The sequence below is a fragment of the Myxosarcina sp. GI1 genome (assembly GCF_000756305.1).
GTDB lineage: Bacteria > Cyanobacteriota > Cyanobacteriia > Cyanobacteriales > Xenococcaceae > Myxosarcina.
The window spans coordinates 327,482-343,636 of record NZ_JRFE01000026.1; the positions used below are offsets into that span (position 1 = coordinate 327,482).

Genomic DNA, 16,155 nt, shown 5'->3' on the forward strand with positions numbered 1-16,155 from the left:
TAGATGAAGAATAGCGATCGCAACGGGTACAGAGCGAGTTGATTTGAGTTTTCTCATTCATCTCGTCTACAGCAATTGACTATTAATTTCGAGCGTAAATATGGTAGAAAGACCGATCGCCGTCGATCTATTTGCAGGTGTAGGTGGTTTTAGCCTGGGTTTCGAGCAGGCTGGCTTCGATATTAAACTGGCTGTAGAAATCGATCCAGTTCATGCAGCCGTTCACAAATATAATTTTCCTGCCTGTGCGGTAATACCTCGTTCGATAACTGAGTTAACGGGAGGTGAGCTTCGTACCCGTTCTGGTATTGGCGATCGCCCAATAGATTTAGTTTGTGGTGGTGCGCCCTGTCAGGGCTATTCTTTAATTGGCAAACGTGCTTTAGACGATCCGAGAAATTATTTGGTCAAAGATTTTTTCAGAATAGTTATCGAACTTCAGCCTGCTTATTTTGTGTTTGAAAACGTTAAAGGTTTTACTTTAGGCAGACATAAATATTTTTTAGAAGAATTAATTGCCGCTTTCGAGTCATACGGCTACTCTATTCGTAAACCATGGAAGGTTCTCAATGCCGCTCATTACGGAGTGCCACAAAAGCGAGAAAGATTATTTTTACTTGGTTCTAAAAAGGGATTGCCCCTGCCTCAATATCCCAAGCCATTGACAAAACTATCTAGTAACTGCTGCGATCGGCTAGTTGACTTACCTCTCACACCTACTTGCAAAGAAGCTCTCGACGATCTGCCAGAACTAGAAAGCTTTGAAGATTTACTATATGGCGACTGTGTAGAAACGGCGACTTGGGGACAATTAAGCAGTTACGGGCAAAGAATAAGATGTTTGAGCGATGATTCCTGGTATTTTGCCTATAAACGACGTTGGAACCCAAATTTATTAACTAGTAGCCGTAGAACCAATCATTCTGCTAATTCACGTAATAGATTTCAGGCAACGGCAGCAGGTAAAATAGAGCCGATCTCCCGCTTTTTCAAACTTCATCCCGATCGCGTAGCCAATACCCTGAGAGCGGGAACGGATGCCAAACGCGGCGCACATACCAGCCCTCGTCCAATTCACTATAGTAGTCCTCGCTGTATTTCTGTCAGAGAAATGGCAAGACTTCATGGTTTTTGGGATTGTTTTCAGTTTCACGCTACCAAATGGCATGGAGCCAGGCAGATAGGTAATTCGGTGCCGCCTCCAGTAGCCAGGGCAATTGGGGTCGAAATTATGAAATGTTTGGATATTACCCCCAGCATTCCTAATGATGTCTTGGATTTGGGCGATCGCAAACTATTGACAATGAATATGAAACAAGCAGCTAAATATTGGCAAATTTTGTGTAACTATTAAAAAAATTGTTATGGAATCTATTATTTAACTCACCAGTCGGTTTGGGTAATCTGTTCTATCGTTGTGCCCATGGTCGTCAGTTTATCGAGCTTCCTTATGAATCTACTTCAAAATTTGTAAGTGTTGTCAGCGATTTTGTTAATAAAGTCAACTAGATTAAAATTCTTGAAAAACCCTATAAATCTAGAAGGTAGATTATCGATCTACCTCTTGTTACTTTAGCGATCGCACTTTTTAATAGTAAGTGCGATCGCCCTACAAATTATTCAGGATCGTTCCAGCGTCCGTCGGCTTTAATCAAGTTAATCAATTCTTCTACACCCCGATCTTCAGGAACTTTTTTTATTTCTTCTCGACCGCGATACAGTGAGATATATCCTGGTTGCTTGCCCACGTAGCCATAGTCAGCATCCGCCATTTCCCCAGGACCATTGACGATGCAACCCATAACGGCAATATCCAAACCTGTGAGGTGTTTGGTTGCTTCACGCACCTCGTGCAAAACGTCTTCTAAATTAAACAATGTGCGTCCGCAGGAAGGACAAGCGACGTATTCTACCATCGTTTTCCGCAGTCCTAAAGCTTGCAAAATACTGTAGCAAACGGGAATTTCTTTTTCGGGAGATTCGGTAAGAGAGACGCGAATGGTATCGCCAATTCCCTGGGCTAGTAACGTGCCAATTCCTGCTGTAGATTTAATTCTGCCGTATTCCCCATCACCCGCTTCAGTAACTCCCAAATGTAGGGGATAATCCATACCCAATTCATTCATCCGTTTGACCATCAGGCGATATGCTGCCAGCATTACGGGAACGCGAGAAGCTTTAAGAGAAATAACTATATTATAAAAATCTAAAGATTGGCAAATTTGGATAAACTCTAATGCCGACTCCACCATCCCTTCTGGGGTGTCGCCGTAGGTAAACAGCATTCGTTCGGCGAGAGAACCATGATTGACCCCGATTCGCATTGCCTTATTTTGATCGCGGAGGGAAACAACCAACGGTTCGAGGGTTGCTTTGATTTTATCGCCAATTTCTTCAAATTCTGTCTTGCTATACTCGGTGCGATCGCCCTTGGGTTTTTCAAAGACGTATAATCCTGGATTAATCCGTACTTTATCAACGTGCTTGGCAACTTCTAAAGCAATTTTCATGCCGTTGTGATGCACGTCGGCAACTAGAGGAACATTTTGGTAGGTTTGCTTCAGCTTTTGTTTGATGGTAGCTAGAGCTTTAGCGTGTGCCATACTCGGCACAGTTACCCGCACGATTTCACAGCCAATTTCATGCAGACGGCGAATTGCAGCCACAGAAGCATCAATATCTAACGTATCTTCATTGATCATCGACTGAACCACTACGGGATTGTTACCGCCAATGGTAATGTCTCCTACCTTTACAGGACGAGTTTTGCGTCGATGAATTGTAGTGTCAAACGCTGCTGGAGTGCTAGCGAGATTGGGATTATCCAGTGTTTGCATGAGTATTAACGGTTTTTATAGTAAATCGATTCGTAGTTCTTATTGTAAATTCAAATCTTTCACCATTTCCCATCAGGAAAACATTATAGTGGAAAGAAACACAATTGTAGTTAATTTTGAGAAATGTGAATAAAACGTCCATTTAGAATTCGTTCCAATAAAAAATATTAGTTGGAATAATTCTTGATATTATGTTTTACAAAATAAATATTAAGAAAATTTTTGTCTAACAATATAGTTAGGCTTACGTCGTCCAATCTTCTGTAACTAATTCTGGAACTTTGCTGAAATCGCTGACGTTACGAGTCAACAACACTAAGTTACGAGACATGGCGATCGCTGCAATTCTTAAATCCATCGTAGACACTCGAACTCTTTGCCCTCTAAACTTATCAAAGATAGCGCTCGCTTCAGCATCAAACGGCAAAACAGGAGCTGACGCAAATCCTTGAAGGATTTCTAATAGTAGAGTGTAGCCGCGAATTGTATCTATATTTGTCCGAGCGCGGTTAATGAAGTTGTGGGCACCAAGCACCTGCTCGTGAAAACTGACAATAGACAAAGCAAAATCTGCTGAGGAGTATTGACCTATCCGAATAGTTAAACGAGTAAATTCTATCCCCGATCGACGCTGTAGCAAACTAATGTGGTCGGTGTCGAACAGATACCTCAAGATTGTTCGTCACTTCGATCGACTTGACGGAAAGCACGCCCATATTCTAAGGATTCGAGAAAAGCGGCTTCATCAGAAATTGAGCCAGTGAGTTTTTCCAACCAGTTTTCAGAAGTAGGCTTAGTCTCAACCTTTTGTTGAAGTTCCGAAACCGCCTGTTCGAGAGTTATCAAACGTTGTTCGAGTCTTGTTTTATCCAGCATGGACTTTTCTTTAAAGTATAAGCTATCTCAAAGTTAGAAAAAGTATCAAAGTTTTATCGTCAAAGTCTGGATTTTCAATCGCAGTAATTATAGAATGCGATCGCTTTCTGCGCTTTGCTAAGTATGTCTGGAATGCAGCATTATTGTTTCGATGAAGATGAAAATAATGTCTTAATTCGCGAGCGCACATTAGCTTCGTAATCAACCGAACTCATTACAGCTTTTCTAAAATTAACTGTGTTTAGATTGCTCGAAAAGTTTTTGAATTAGTTGTGCGATCGGGTCACAGCTGAGATCGATCCTTTACATCTTAGACAGCATAGAGATTTTGGCTAACTTCTCTGCCGCTAAACCCTCTAATTCCTCAATTTTTAGCCACTCTTCTTTAATCAGATTGGCAAAGGTAAAGACCAGACTAGATTCATCAAAATCGTACTTGCCTTCAAGATCGTGTCTTCTAGCACTTAAATAATCGTTCATCTGCCATAGATCTTGAAGTTCGGTAATCTTGCTGGCTTCTTGCCGAACTGCCTGGAGAATAAAGTCGGTTTCTCTTTTATAGGCTTTGTCGAAGGCAGATTTAGCTATATTATGTTCTGTTTGAGACCAACTAAGATTAGTTGCTTGCATCGTCTATTCTGAGATCCTTGTAAACTTTTGTTATCTAAATTAGTATTTTAACGCAAAAAAAAGAGAACTCTCTCATTTAGGAGAGTTCTTCAATTAATGTTTTTAGTTTTTTTACGTTTTTAGCGAGCGAAATTCATTAATTCTTTGGGAGATGCCAGTAAATCGATCGCGACAAAGAAAATTTTATTTTCCGAATTAAGTAAAAATCTCCAAGCAATATTCATACCAACACCAGCACCAAACCAGGGAGTTTGCACGTTACCAGTAACTTTAATTTGAGTGTAGCCTTCTTCTGCGGGTTCGGAAACACCGCGTTCGGGAATTAGTTTGAGGTTTTGACACTCTTCTCTAAAAAATCTGAGAACTGCCTCTTTACCGACAATTGGTCTACGGAAAGGAGGCTGTAAGGCACCGTCTGGTGCGAATAATTCGATCAAAGCATCAAAATCATTAGCGTTTAAAAGATTCATGTATTTAAGAACGGTGGGATTGGTGACTCCCGAAATAGCAACCTCAGTGCGCTGTGACATATCTTTAGGTGGCGCGACTGGTTCGCTAACTCTGTCGTATTCACCTAATTTGTCGGAGTCGAATCCCATGTTTACTACACAGTTACGTAGAACCGTGATTTGTTGCCCCGATTCTAACTGTTGAATTGTAGATAATACCGCATTAGCATTAGCAGAAAGCTTATAGCCTTTGGGAATAGGGGCGACTACTCCTTTTTCCATCAATTCTCCCAACTGAAACCAGAAACCTAGCTTGATGTTCGGCGACCAGGTAGCATAGGTGCGACAGATAGGAGTATCAGCATTATTAGCAAGGTCGCACATTACCTGAGATTGCTCTTGAAAACTCATTTTTTTGATTTCGTTGAGAGTCGGTTCGGCAAACTGCATACTTGCCGCCCCAGGCGCAGCTACGGTAATACTTTTACCCATCTCTAAATATGCAAACCAGATGAGTGCCAGGCGATCTTCAGCACTCAATTGATTGAATCTGGCAATAGTTGCGGGTACTGCATCGGCTGACATCGTGTTAGAGAAGATGTTACGTGCTGATTCAATGGTAAATGGCATAAAGCTACCTCTGATTGTTATTAAACGTTGTTGTCTGTTGTTAAGTCTTGTAACAAAGTCTCAAAACTTTAACAATTTTATGTTAACACTATTTTGTAACAATTCTTAATAAGTTTATTCAATAGTAGCGATAAGCCTTTGGCGATCGCGCCTTTACCATTTCAACACCGCCGCATCAATACCCTGTTCGCGTCTTACCTTAGAATCGTTTTCCATCCAAGTGATTACTTGTTTGGGAGTTAGTTCTTCTACTGCTACGCCAGTATCTTTAGCGATAATTGTCAGCAGTCTTAGAGAGGAAATAGTCAAACGAGTGAGAAATTTTTCCGAATTGGATAACAAAGCTGCATCGACATCTGCTGATTCTTCTGGAGATAAAAATTGAGGTTGCATAGATAGTAGTTAGTAGTTAGTAGTTAGTGGCAGGAAACATTGACCATTGACCATCGAACATCGAACATCGAACATTATTAAATGCTAAATGTCTTTTTCCTAAAGCCTAAAGCCTATGAATTTTTTTTCTCTCTTTTCTGCCGATCTGGACAGGGAGGAGAAGCTAATGAACCTTCTAGCCAACCCAAAGCCTGTTTCAAATGAATTAAGGCAGTTTCTGGCTGTCCCTTAATTAAAAAAACTAATGCTGAAGCTAACTGTTGTTTTGCCTGTGCCTGACGATTACCTTTGAGGCGATGCCAATCTTGGTGAGCGATCGCACTTTTGCTGGCTAAAGCTTGAGCTAGTTCTACTTCACTTAATTCTGCTAGTAAATCGGTTTTAGATCGGGGAGTTGTAGGAGACATGAGTTAATATCGAATAGTCTTTTCGGCTTTACTGTTAATTCTAAGATGTCGTCTCCAGAAACTACTCCCGCCAAAGATAACGAATTAGAAACCGTGTTGCTAGAAGTAGAGCAATCGCTTCTCCAGTTAAAGCAACGTCATTCTCAAATCAAACAAGATGTAGAGCGGCAAACGCAACTAGTCAAACAGAAACAAGCTTTAAAACAACAGCAGCAATCGGGCGATCGACCTCTTAAAACAGAGTTACGTCATATTCAACAAGAACTAGAAGAGTTAGATTTTAAATTAGAAAGTTGTTTGCTACCCGATCTGTTTTGGCAGGTAGTGAGATTTGTTTTCTTAGGAATTTTAATTGGTTGGCTGCTAAATTCTCTTTACTAACTATGGATGCAAAGAAATACGCACCTGCTACCCAACGCAACCGCGAACCAATTTTAGAAGTACTGTTGCGAGTTTTACCTGCCGACGGGAATATTTTAGAAATAGCCAGCGGTACGGGAGAACACGGGGTTTTCTTCGCGCCTCATTTTGCTCCCCGTCTCTGGATACCGAGTGAGTACGAACCCATACTAAAAGACAGTATTATTGCTTGGCAGCAGGAGACTAGTGTAGATAATTTACACCCTCCTTTAGATATCGATGCCAGGGATTCTTATTGGGCAATTGAAGATTTAGATATGGCAGTTAAGGCGATCGTTAATATTAATATGATTCATATTTCTCCCTGGCAGTCTTGTCTGGGATTGCTGGCAGGTGCGGGAAGAATTCTTCCTTCTGAAGGTATTCTTTATTTATACGGACCTTTTAAACGTCATGGCGAACATACAGCACCTAGTAATGCCAGTTTTGACGAAGCTTTACGCGATCGCAGTAAAGAATGGGGTGTAAGGAATTTAGAAGATGTGGCAAAAATTGCTAGATCGTCGGGTTTAGATTTACAAGAGATCGTACCAATGCCTGCTAATAACTTTTCAGTTGTTTTTAGTAAAAGTTAATTGCCTATTGTTTACTGTTAACGTAATGGCCACCAGGAAACTTTATCGCGAGTTGCGCCGTAAACTTCTTTTAATTCTTCGGGGTTGATTACGTAAATCAAATCGCCGCTTACGTCTGATGATTTACTGGTTTTGAGCAAGCCAACTTTCTTCATACCCTTAATAACCTGCTCTACAGTACGATGATTTAACTGACAGGCTTTAGCAATTACATCTACGGGTAAATCGAAGCAAAAATTACCGTTACTCTGAGGTTGATTGCCTAATTCCCGTTCTTGATAGATTAAGGCTCTAAGCAGTGCAGCTACAGCTTGAGGAGGATAGGTACTGCAGTTGAGTAAGTGGTACTGAAATTTTTCTTCTAGTTCAAATAATAGTCCGTAGCGATCGCGAAACATCTCGCTATTATCGTACAAATCTCGAATGACTGATAAAGGAATCTTTGCTACATCTGCTGTTTTATACGCTTCAACTAGACTGGGAAAGGCGCGGGAGACATTGCCAAAACTAAAAGGCAAATTACGCATGCCAAAACAGCTTCCTGCATAAGTTATGGAAATAATGCGATCTAAAGGAGTGCTGCGAACGATAATTGGACCGCCTTCAATGGTGACATAAAGATATTCGAGTGAAATATCGGGGCGAAAAGCAGTAAAAATTGGACGATTGGAGTAGAGCTTTTCTAAAATTGGTGGAGTTGAATTGAGGTAGTCGCTTAATAAATTAGGATCTAGTCCTCGAAACAAAAAATTGTTTTTAGTTAGAGACTCAATTAAAGCAAGTTTCGAGTCTTGGGTTAGATCGCTCATGGTAAGTTAGTTCGGCTATATATATATATTGACATTTAACTACGAGTGAAGTTCATTAAAATTTGAATTAAAATACAAAACATCTTCAATTTTTGTGTGATATACTTTGATGCAATCTCAATTAGGTTGGGTTATTTTACAGGTGTTGTATGGAAGCTAGAAGAAGTTTGGCGCGATCGCTTGCCCCCAGGAATAAAAAACAATGGTTGGTGTTAATGTTTTTAGGCATCGCTATAAGTATAGCGATCGCCGCAGTTCCTTATCTTGCCCAATCTTCTCTAGCTAAACTTGGCTGGCAGGGTTGGCTGACAATTGCAATCACCTTTAGTGTTTTTCTGCTCAATGCTATAACTTCCATTCCTCCAGAAATAGTTTTTCTTGGCGGTACGGCGGTTTTATTTACCACTGGTATTTTGGAAGAGGAAGCTGCTTTAGAAGGATTTAGTAACTCTGGAATGATTACAGTTGCAGTGCTGTATCTGGTAGTGACAGGTTTGCAGCAAACTGGCGGACTGACTTGGATTTCACAAACAATTTTGGGTCTTCCTAAAGGACAAAATAAAGCTTTACTGCGGCTAATGGCTCCTGTAATCGGCATGAGTGCATTTTTAAATAACACTCCAGTCGTAGCGATGTTTATTCCTGTAGTTAGCGACTGGTCGCGGAAATTAAAGATAAGTCCTTCCAAACTAATGATTCCCCTCAGTTATGCAGCAATTTTTGGGGGAATTTGTACTTTAATCGGTACCAGTACTAACTTAGTTGTAAACGGATTGATAATTTCTGCGGGTGGAGCTAGTCTTAAGCTATTCGATATTGCCTGGGTGGGATTGCCCTGTGCGCTTGCAGGAGCGAGCTTTTTATTTCTGACTCATCGCTGGCTATTACCCAACCGCCAACCTGCACTAGATTTAAATGATGATAGTTCGTCAGTTCAATACACCACTGAAATGATGGTTGCTCCCGATAGTCCTATGATTGGTAAAACTATCGAAGGGGCAGGTTTGCGCCATCTACCAGAACTATATTTAATTGAGATCGTTCGCGATCGCTTCATCATTCCTGCGGTAAGTCCGCAAGAAGTTTTAAGAGCTAACGACCAATTAGTATTTGTGGGAGCGATAAATTCAATTGTAGATTTGCATCGACTTAAAGGTTTGCAGCCTGGTACAGATGAAGTATTTAAACTCAAAACCCCTCGTTCCCAGAGAAGTCTAATCAAAGCCGTTGTTTCTAATAGCTGTCCCTTAGTTGGTAAAACTATACGCGAAGGCAAGTTTCGTACTCGCTACAATGCGGTTGTAGTTGCCGCAGCGCGTAACGGTGAAAGACTACAGGGTAAACTCGGTGATATTCGCTTGTTAGCTGGGGATACTTTATTACTAGAAGCCAATCCGGCATTTATTTCCCGACAGCGCGTTTCTCAAGATTTCTATTTAATTGACGGCATACCCGACTCCGAACCTTTACGTCACGAAAAAGCTCCTCTGGCGATCGCCATATTAGTTATTATGGTAGTTCTGGCGGCAACTGGCTGGATGAGTATGTTAAAAGCGGCGGTGTTAGCGGCAGTTATTATGCTAGTTACTAAATGCTGTTCTCCCGTCAAAGCCATGCAGAACATTGAATGGTCGGTATTACTGGTAATTGCGGCGGCTTTGAGTATTGGTACGGCATTAGAATCTACTGGTGCGGCAGGAGCGATCGCCTCAACCTTGATTGGCTTTTCTGGGGATAATCCCTGGCTGGCTCTGGCAATAATTTACGGCATTACTTCTTTCTTTACCGAAATAATTACCAATAACGCCGCCGCTGCTTTAGTGTTTCCCATTGCTTTAGCTGTTTCTAAAAACTTGGGAGTCGAATTTATGCCGTTTGCGATCGCCATAATGATTGGTGCCTCGGCGAGTTTTGCCACTCCTATCGGCTATCAAACTAATTTAATGGTTTATGGTCCTGGGGGATACAAGTTTACCGATTTCATGCGCGTCGGCATTCCGCTAAATATTTTATTTTGGATAGTGACGGTAAGTATAACGCCGCTGATCTATCCCTTTTAGTTCGTCTTTACTTTAAATTAGATAGAGGAAGATAAACTCAAATCTTCCTCTTTTGTATTGTTTACTATCATTCGCTCGTGACTTCTACCCAACTGTTTACTTTTGCCAATCTTTTTGCTCTGCCTTTTTGGACGTTAATGATTTTATTGCCAAACTGGAACGTTACTAAAAAGGTCATGCAGTCTTATTTACTATTCGTTCCTTTAATTGGCTTGTATGTTTACTTTTTAATAGTTACTATCGATGGCGAGTCGGCACAAGCTATAGCTAATCCCCAGCTGCCAGATATCGCTCGTTTTTTCTCGGAAGAAACTGCTGCCGCCGCAGGTTGGGTTCACTTTATCGTTATGGATTTATTCGTTGGACGCTGGATTTATTGGCAGGGACAAGAAAAAAGCATCTGGACGATTCACTCTTTGATACTATGTTTATTTGCAGGTCCTGTAGGACTGTTATCCCATATTATTACCGCTAGCTTCAGCAAACAAAATGATGTTAAGTTAAACTCTGAAACTACTACCGACGCGGCAACATCTTAGTCTCGGTAAAATTCAAGTCTGCTTTGATTGAGTGACTACTTTAAACTCAGTTCAGAACCCTTTTCAAAGGTAAGTTTTTTTTCTTAACTCTTTGCTGTTAGAGTGGGTCAAAACTCTGGTTTACCGTAGGCTGAAATAACGTAAATTTGTATCTCACTTATTTGATAAACGCTATATGCAAAGTCACTGATTCTCTAAAAATTTAGCCTGGAGAAATAAATATAAAATTGTTTTGTTTTGCTGCTTCTTTGAAAAACTCTACCAACAGAACGTATGTAGTCAAAAGAGATTCTAATTCTTCTATTGTCCAACCTCCAGGCTGAGGATTGGGATAAATTCTTGCAGCATTGAAAGCTTCGGGTGAAAAATGCGATCGCAAATCATTGAGTGTAATTTGCTCTAGAGCTTCAACGACTTCTTTGACTTCATTTGGTTTTAAGTAACGAACTTTTCCATAGTCTGTTTGATATTCGGTTTCAGTACCGCCCAAAACTACATTGCTAAGAGGTGGTGAAGTATTAGTTCTATCCCTAGCTGCTTCTCCTGTAAGAAGAAAATGGATTGCTTGCCAATCTTTACCAATATTTAAATAGTAGTCACTACAAACAAGGTCGTCAGAAAAAGCTATATATTCGTCAAAATCTTTTATGTCTAATCCAAAAGGATGAGATGTTAATCGAGCGATATTTTCTAAATCGATACGTACATATTTAACTTCAATTCCCATATTCGTTCTATTTTTCGCTATTTGCTGTATATTCAGTATGAATTATGAATTGAAATAGTAAAATTATGAGTTGCTAACTTTTATAGTTTTTAATAAAGACTAAGATCCATAATTTCAAAAAGGTCAATAGATTTAGTTTTTCACTCTAATTTTATTAGTTTAATAGCTATAAATTAAGTAAATTATGCTGTTATTTATTTTTAAATCTAAATTAAATTTCTGGTTAGGGGCAAGTATTGCAGCAGCATTATTATTTAGTTTATCTGGATTAAAGCTAGCTTTTCAGCCTTACACTATTCAAGATGATGCGCGACAGCATGTTTTTTGGATACAGCAATTTAGCGATCCAGATTTATTTAGACAAGATTTAATCGCTGATTATTTTAGTTCTGTTGCCCCTTGGGGCTATAAAGTTTTGTACCAAATAGTAAATATATTAGGTATCAAACCTTTTTTATTTAGTAAAATTTTGCCCGTAATTATTGCTGTAATTACTACAGTTCATTTATTTTTAGTTTGCTTAGAAATATTTCCTGTTCCGTTTTCTGGATTTATTGCAACTCTATTGTTAAATCAAAATTTGTGGATGCTAGACGATTTGTCCTCTGGTACGCCTAGAGCTTTTTTTTATCCTTTGTTTGTCGGATTTATTTATTATTTGTTACGTCGCAGCTATTTAACTTATTTATTCATTCTTTTACAAGGATTGTTCTATCCACAAGTTGTTTTAATTGCTGTAGTAATCTTAGCGATTAATTTTTGGCGCGAGCGTTCCTATCGCTGGTTTTATTTTACAGGTTTATTAGTTGCGATGGTAATACTAGGAATTTATGCCTTACAAACATTGGAATACGGTGATGTTATAAGTTTGGCAACAGCGAAAACCTTGCCAGAATTCTATCCAGACGGTAGGAATGAGTTTTTTGTTAATAATCCCGTAGCATTTTGGCTATATGCCCCAAGAAGCGGTTTTTTTCCTCACGAATGGCAGTATGTTTTGTTGTGTTCTTTTGGTTTGTGTTTGCCAATTTTAAAACTTTTTCCGCAGCAGTTTCCTTTAGTAACTAAGATAAATAAAAATATAAAAATTGTTTGGCAAATATTTTTAGCGGCTTTGATTATGTTTGCCTTGGCGCATTTATTTTTATTTAAGCTGCACTTACCAAGTCGCTATTCTCAGCATAGTTTGAGAATATTAATTGCTTTAATAGATGGTATAGCGATCGCAGTAGTTTTAAATGCTATTTTTATACGTCTTACCAAACATCAACGCATATTAAAATCAGTAATTACTATTATTACATTTTGTATACTTTTATATCCCACCTATGCAGTACAAAAATATTCTTATCGACTCGGTTATGTTACAGGAAATTCTTCGCAACTCTATCGTTTTTTGCAGCAACAGCCTAAAGATATTTTAATCGCATCTTTAAGTGAAGAAGCAAATTTTATACCTAGTTTAGCAGAGCGATCGGTTTTAACGGCAGCAGAATATAGCATTCCCTATCATTTAGATTATTATCGACAAATTCGTCAGCGAACTGAAGCTTTAATTACGGCACAATATACTGATAATTTAGAAAAAATCGAATCTTTTATTGACCTATACGATATAGACTTATGGCTATTAGATCGCGATGCGTTTACGGTTAGATATCTACAAAACAATAATTGGTTGATGCAGTTTCTACTACCAGCAAAAAGGGCGATTGCTTTTTTACGATCCGATACTCAACCAATATTACTGACAGAATTTAAAGAATGTCGCGTATTTGAAGACGATAAATCAATTTTATTAAACGCCAAATGTCTAAAGAGCAAGATTTGATTAGACGATACTATTGCAAATTATGTATACTTGCTGAGGAATACAACTTGTTCGGAATCTGCTAAATAAAAGTTTGTTGGGCGTTCGGGTAAAGTCGGCAATCGATCGCATCCTGTGGTTCGATTTATCGCTGCTGTTACTAACACTAATCATCATCCTATTAGGAATTGGCGACTATGGCTTATACGAACCTCATGAAGGTCATTTTGCTATGGTTGGCAAAGAGATGGTGTTGCGTGGTGACTGGATAACGCCTCATCTCAATGGCGCACCATATCTCAACAAGCCACCTCTGCTATATTGGCTGATTGCGATTTCTACTCGCCTTTTTGGTACTACTGAGTTTGCGGCGCGTTTACCTATGGCTTTAGCTGGTTGGTTAGGCATAATTATTGCCTGGAAATGGACGAGACAGCTATGGGGAATTGATGCGAGTCGGCTTACGGCTTTAATGCTGTCGGTAACTTTAGGTTGGTTTTTATTTACTCACCAGATACTAATCGATGTTTTACTCGGAACTTTACTGCTGGCTAGTTATTATTGTTTGTGGCGATCGCTATACGCTACTCAATCTCGTTTTTATAGCTATGGATTTTATCTATTTTTAGGTTTGTGTCTGCTAACTAAAGGCTTTATTGGTATTGTATTTCCTTTATGTAGCTGTTTTATTTTAGTTATTCTCCGACGTGACTGGAAGTTAAAACGTCTTCACTTATTACCAGGATTATTAATAGTCTTAGCTGTAGTTTTGCCCTGGTTTATTGCCGTAGAAAAAAACAATCCAGGTTTTATTCGCTATTTTATAGTTAACGAACACCTCGATCGTCTGCTCGATCGCCGCTTTCCTCCAGATTACGAAGTGTCTAAAGTAAGTATTGCTGGCTATTTAGCAGTTACCGCTTTGTGGTGTTTTCCCTGGATATTATTTTTACCATCTGTTGTTACCTCTACTTGGCAAGAATGGCGGAGAGGATTGATAAACAAAGCTTCAAGTTGGGAACGAAAACGTAGCGATGGTATTTTGATAATTGCGATCGCAGCTATTTTACCTATTGTGGCATTTTTACCTCTATCTTCAAGGTTGGTTTACTATAGTGTGCCTGCAATACCTCCATACATTATGCTTTGTAGCAGATGGTGGAGTAAAAACTATCTAGATCGAATTACCGTAAGAACGAGCTTTAAAAAACCTATTGCTGCAATAAAAGTTTTTCGCCATAGCTTATTTCGTCGTCAAATAATTAGAAGGCGATCGCTGTTTTTGCGGTTTGTAACTTACTTTGTTTCTTTAAAAGCTATATATGGCTCGATCGCTGTTTTAATTGGCTTGAGTTTTCTTGGGGCGATCGCTTTTCTACCTCAGATTGACACTACCGTAAGAATTTACCACTTGTTGCTAATAGTAGCGATCGCTTTGGCTATAGGCTGGTTGGGTTTGGGGATGGCAATATTAAATAGATATCGTTGGGCTTGGTTGCCGCTATTTCTCTCCCTGATTATTGTCTACACTGCCGTAGTAAAAGGATTTGTTATCTATCAAGATGTTCGTTCTTCCAAGACTTTAGTACGGCAAGCCGATGCCTGTTTGAATGTTAATACTCTCTGGATCTTTGAAGGTTCGCGAGAAATTGGCGCAGCAGGTGGCATTATCTATTATCTCAACCAGAATAAAAATTATTTTCGCAAGCATTTATTTAACGCTAGAACTTCTTTACCTGCGGGATGGCAAACCGCTACAGGCGATCGCCTCTATCGTACCGTTAAAATTTTGTCTGACGGAGGTAAAAATCGTCTTCCGCCTAGCTTTCCAGGTTCGCCTCCTGCTTATTTAATTACCAAACAGCAGTTACAGACTTATTGGAATAGCGATCGCCCCGTAGTTTTTGTTACCGACTTTCTGCGTCAACCAAATGATGCTAGCGATCGCCTAGAAAAAAATCTGCCTGATAATTCTGAAGATCCTTTATTAACAGTCAATTCTCGTAGGCTTTATGGTAACGCTGCCTCCCGACAGAGTTGGTGTCTGTAAAAACAAACCCGAAACAATTATTTAAACTGTTAGATTTTCTAGCTTATCGTCGGTCTAGCCAATTGAGCAAATCGCTTTCAGTAGTAAAGTCCAGGAGAGCTTCTCCCAAATCTTCAAGCTGGACAATAGACAGATCTTCCAAACGATCTCGTACTTCAGGACTAACTGCACCGATGCGTCTATTCAACTGACGCACAATCAAAGCCAGTTCTCTTTCTCTTCCCTGTTGTATTCCCTGTTGACGACCTTCACGTAAAATAGCTTGATAAGTTACCGACTCTTTCATCACTTCCTCCCGAAATATTTGACTAATCAAACCCTCGTCAAAACGCAAACCTGCTAGAATTCCCGCACAGCCTAAAATATTTTGTCTTTGTTCTCTAACTTCAATTTTAGCTGCTTCTTCTGCCACTCTCGATAACAAACTTGTTGGCGACACTGTTTGAGTTAGAGTAGCTAGGGGTAATAGTGCTCAGTTAGCTAGAAACGGTTCTGAGTTTTGTTCCCACATTCGGATAACTTGATAACGATGGCTAGAAGTTTCATCTCGATATTCTTCAGTAAAGACAACGGGATTAGTAGTCGGTTGCAAAAAGATGACTATTTGTCGAACTGGGAGGTGATATTGTCTTTTCAGGCGCATGGCATAGTCAAGCATCCGAAAGGGAATGCTGGGTTCGGAAATGGCTGAGGTTTGAAATTCTAAATGTAGTATTTGGTTACTGGTTCTCAGAAAAGTTAGCGAGTCGGCACGAATTGGTTCTAAACTTAATTCGGTTTTAAGCACTTGGACTTCTTCGGCATCTACTTCTGGAACTAGCCAATTGGCAAAGGCGACGGGATATGATTCGGCGAGGTATTTACAGACGTTATCGAAACTCAAGACATTGCATTGTCATAAATAACTTTAAGTTTAGCTGACAAAGCGATCGCAACGCTACAT

17 protein-coding genes and 1 pseudogene are annotated in these 16,155 nt (G+C 39.6%); 7 read left to right on the forward strand and 11 right to left on the reverse strand.

Going from position 1 to position 16,155, the window contains the following annotated elements; translation table 11 throughout:
- Positions 1–100 precede the first annotated feature (100 nt).
- Positions 101–1,354, forward strand: a complete 1,254-nt coding sequence (locus tag KV40_RS21770; protein WP_036485926.1) for a DNA cytosine methyltransferase — start codon at positions 101–103, stop codon at positions 1,352–1,354.
- Between the two features lie 262 nt (positions 1,355–1,616).
- On the opposite strand, the gene ispG is transcribed toward KV40_RS21770, so the two are convergent.
- The 8 genes from ispG to KV40_RS21805 form a co-directional block, all read right to left on the reverse strand.
- Entirely contained in the window at positions 1,617–2,837 is a 1,221-nt protein-coding gene (ispG, locus tag KV40_RS21775) for a (E)-4-hydroxy-3-methylbut-2-enyl-diphosphate synthase (RefSeq protein ID WP_036485928.1), read from the reverse strand.
- A gap of 244 nt (positions 2,838–3,081) precedes the next feature.
- The gene (locus tag KV40_RS21780) at positions 3,082–3,510 is read right to left on the reverse strand and encodes a type II toxin-antitoxin system VapC family toxin (RefSeq protein ID WP_036485930.1); all 429 of its coding nucleotides are present in this window, start codon (positions 3,508–3,510) and stop codon (positions 3,082–3,084) included.
- Entirely contained in the window at positions 3,507–3,713 is a 207-nt protein-coding gene (locus KV40_RS21785) for a hypothetical protein (protein ID WP_036485932.1), read from the reverse strand. Before KV40_RS21785 ends, KV40_RS21780 begins: the two co-directional genes overlap by 4 nt.
- 22 nt (positions 3,714–3,735) lie before the next feature.
- Positions 3,736–3,903 carry a hypothetical protein gene (locus tag KV40_RS37380; protein WP_371260809.1) on the reverse strand — a complete coding sequence of 56 codons (168 nt, stop codon included), beginning with the start codon at positions 3,901–3,903 and terminating at the stop codon, positions 3,736–3,738.
- A gap of 113 nt (positions 3,904–4,016) precedes the next feature.
- On the reverse strand, positions 4,017–4,343 hold the full coding sequence (locus KV40_RS21790; protein ID WP_036485934.1) for a hypothetical protein: 327 nt from the start codon (positions 4,341–4,343) through the stop codon (positions 4,017–4,019).
- A 119-nt stretch (positions 4,344–4,462) separates the two neighbouring features.
- Positions 4,463–5,422: an orange carotenoid-binding protein gene (locus KV40_RS21795; protein ID WP_036485936.1), complete on the reverse strand. Its 960-nt coding sequence runs from the start codon at positions 5,420–5,422 to the stop codon at positions 4,463–4,465.
- 153 nt (positions 5,423–5,575) lie between these two features.
- Positions 5,576–5,815, reverse strand: coding sequence for a hypothetical protein (locus tag KV40_RS21800; RefSeq protein WP_036485938.1), 240 nt, complete (start codon positions 5,813–5,815; stop codon positions 5,576–5,578).
- Between the two features lie 113 nt (positions 5,816–5,928).
- The gene (locus KV40_RS21805) at positions 5,929–6,222 is read right to left on the reverse strand and encodes a DUF6439 family protein (protein WP_036485939.1); all 294 of its coding nucleotides are present in this window, start codon (positions 6,220–6,222) and stop codon (positions 5,929–5,931) included.
- A 45-nt stretch (positions 6,223–6,267) separates the two neighbouring features.
- Between KV40_RS21805 and KV40_RS21810 the strand changes: the two genes are divergently transcribed.
- A complete protein-coding gene (locus KV40_RS21810; protein ID WP_036485941.1) occupies positions 6,268–6,603 on the forward strand; it encodes a hypothetical protein in 336 nt (111 codons plus the stop codon).
- A gap of 2 nt (positions 6,604–6,605) precedes the next feature.
- Entirely contained in the window at positions 6,606–7,217 is a 612-nt protein-coding gene (locus KV40_RS21815) for a DUF938 domain-containing protein (protein ID WP_036485943.1), read from the forward strand.
- A gap of 17 nt (positions 7,218–7,234) precedes the next feature.
- Here KV40_RS21815 and KV40_RS21820 read toward each other — a convergent pair whose 3' ends face one another.
- Positions 7,235–8,026, reverse strand: a complete 792-nt coding sequence (locus KV40_RS21820; protein ID WP_036485945.1) for a cAMP-binding protein — start codon at positions 8,024–8,026, stop codon at positions 7,235–7,237.
- Positions 8,027–8,175: 149 nt separating this feature from the next.
- On the opposite strand from KV40_RS21820, the gene KV40_RS21825 reads away from it, so the two are divergent.
- The gene (locus KV40_RS21825) at positions 8,176–10,086 is read left to right on the forward strand and encodes an SLC13 family permease (RefSeq protein WP_036485947.1); all 1,911 of its coding nucleotides are present in this window, start codon (positions 8,176–8,178) and stop codon (positions 10,084–10,086) included.
- 77 nt (positions 10,087–10,163) lie between these two features.
- Complete coding sequence (locus tag KV40_RS21830; RefSeq protein ID WP_036485949.1) at positions 10,164–10,625, forward strand: ABA4-like family protein; 462 nt, start codon at positions 10,164–10,166, stop codon at positions 10,623–10,625.
- A gap of 202 nt (positions 10,626–10,827) precedes the next feature.
- On the opposite strand, the gene KV40_RS21835 is transcribed toward KV40_RS21830, so the two are convergent.
- Positions 10,828–11,352: a YfbM family protein gene (locus tag KV40_RS21835; protein ID WP_036485951.1), complete on the reverse strand. Its 525-nt coding sequence runs from the start codon at positions 11,350–11,352 to the stop codon at positions 10,828–10,830.
- Between the two features lie 184 nt (positions 11,353–11,536).
- Between KV40_RS21835 and KV40_RS21840 the strand changes: the two genes are divergently transcribed.
- Positions 11,537–13,183: a hypothetical protein gene (locus KV40_RS21840; protein WP_036485953.1), complete on the forward strand. Its 1,647-nt coding sequence runs from the start codon at positions 11,537–11,539 to the stop codon at positions 13,181–13,183.
- A gap of 76 nt (positions 13,184–13,259) precedes the next feature.
- Positions 13,260–15,212 carry a glycosyltransferase family 39 protein gene (locus KV40_RS21845; protein ID WP_253274343.1) on the forward strand — a complete coding sequence of 651 codons (1,953 nt, stop codon included), beginning with the start codon at positions 13,260–13,262 and terminating at the stop codon, positions 15,210–15,212.
- 43 nt (positions 15,213–15,255) lie between these two features.
- On the opposite strand, the pseudogene KV40_RS37385 reads toward KV40_RS21845, so the two are convergent.
- Positions 15,256–16,095 (reverse strand): annotated as a pseudogene (locus tag KV40_RS37385) (Rpn family recombination-promoting nuclease/putative transposase).
- Between the last annotated feature and the right edge of the window lie 60 nt (positions 16,096–16,155).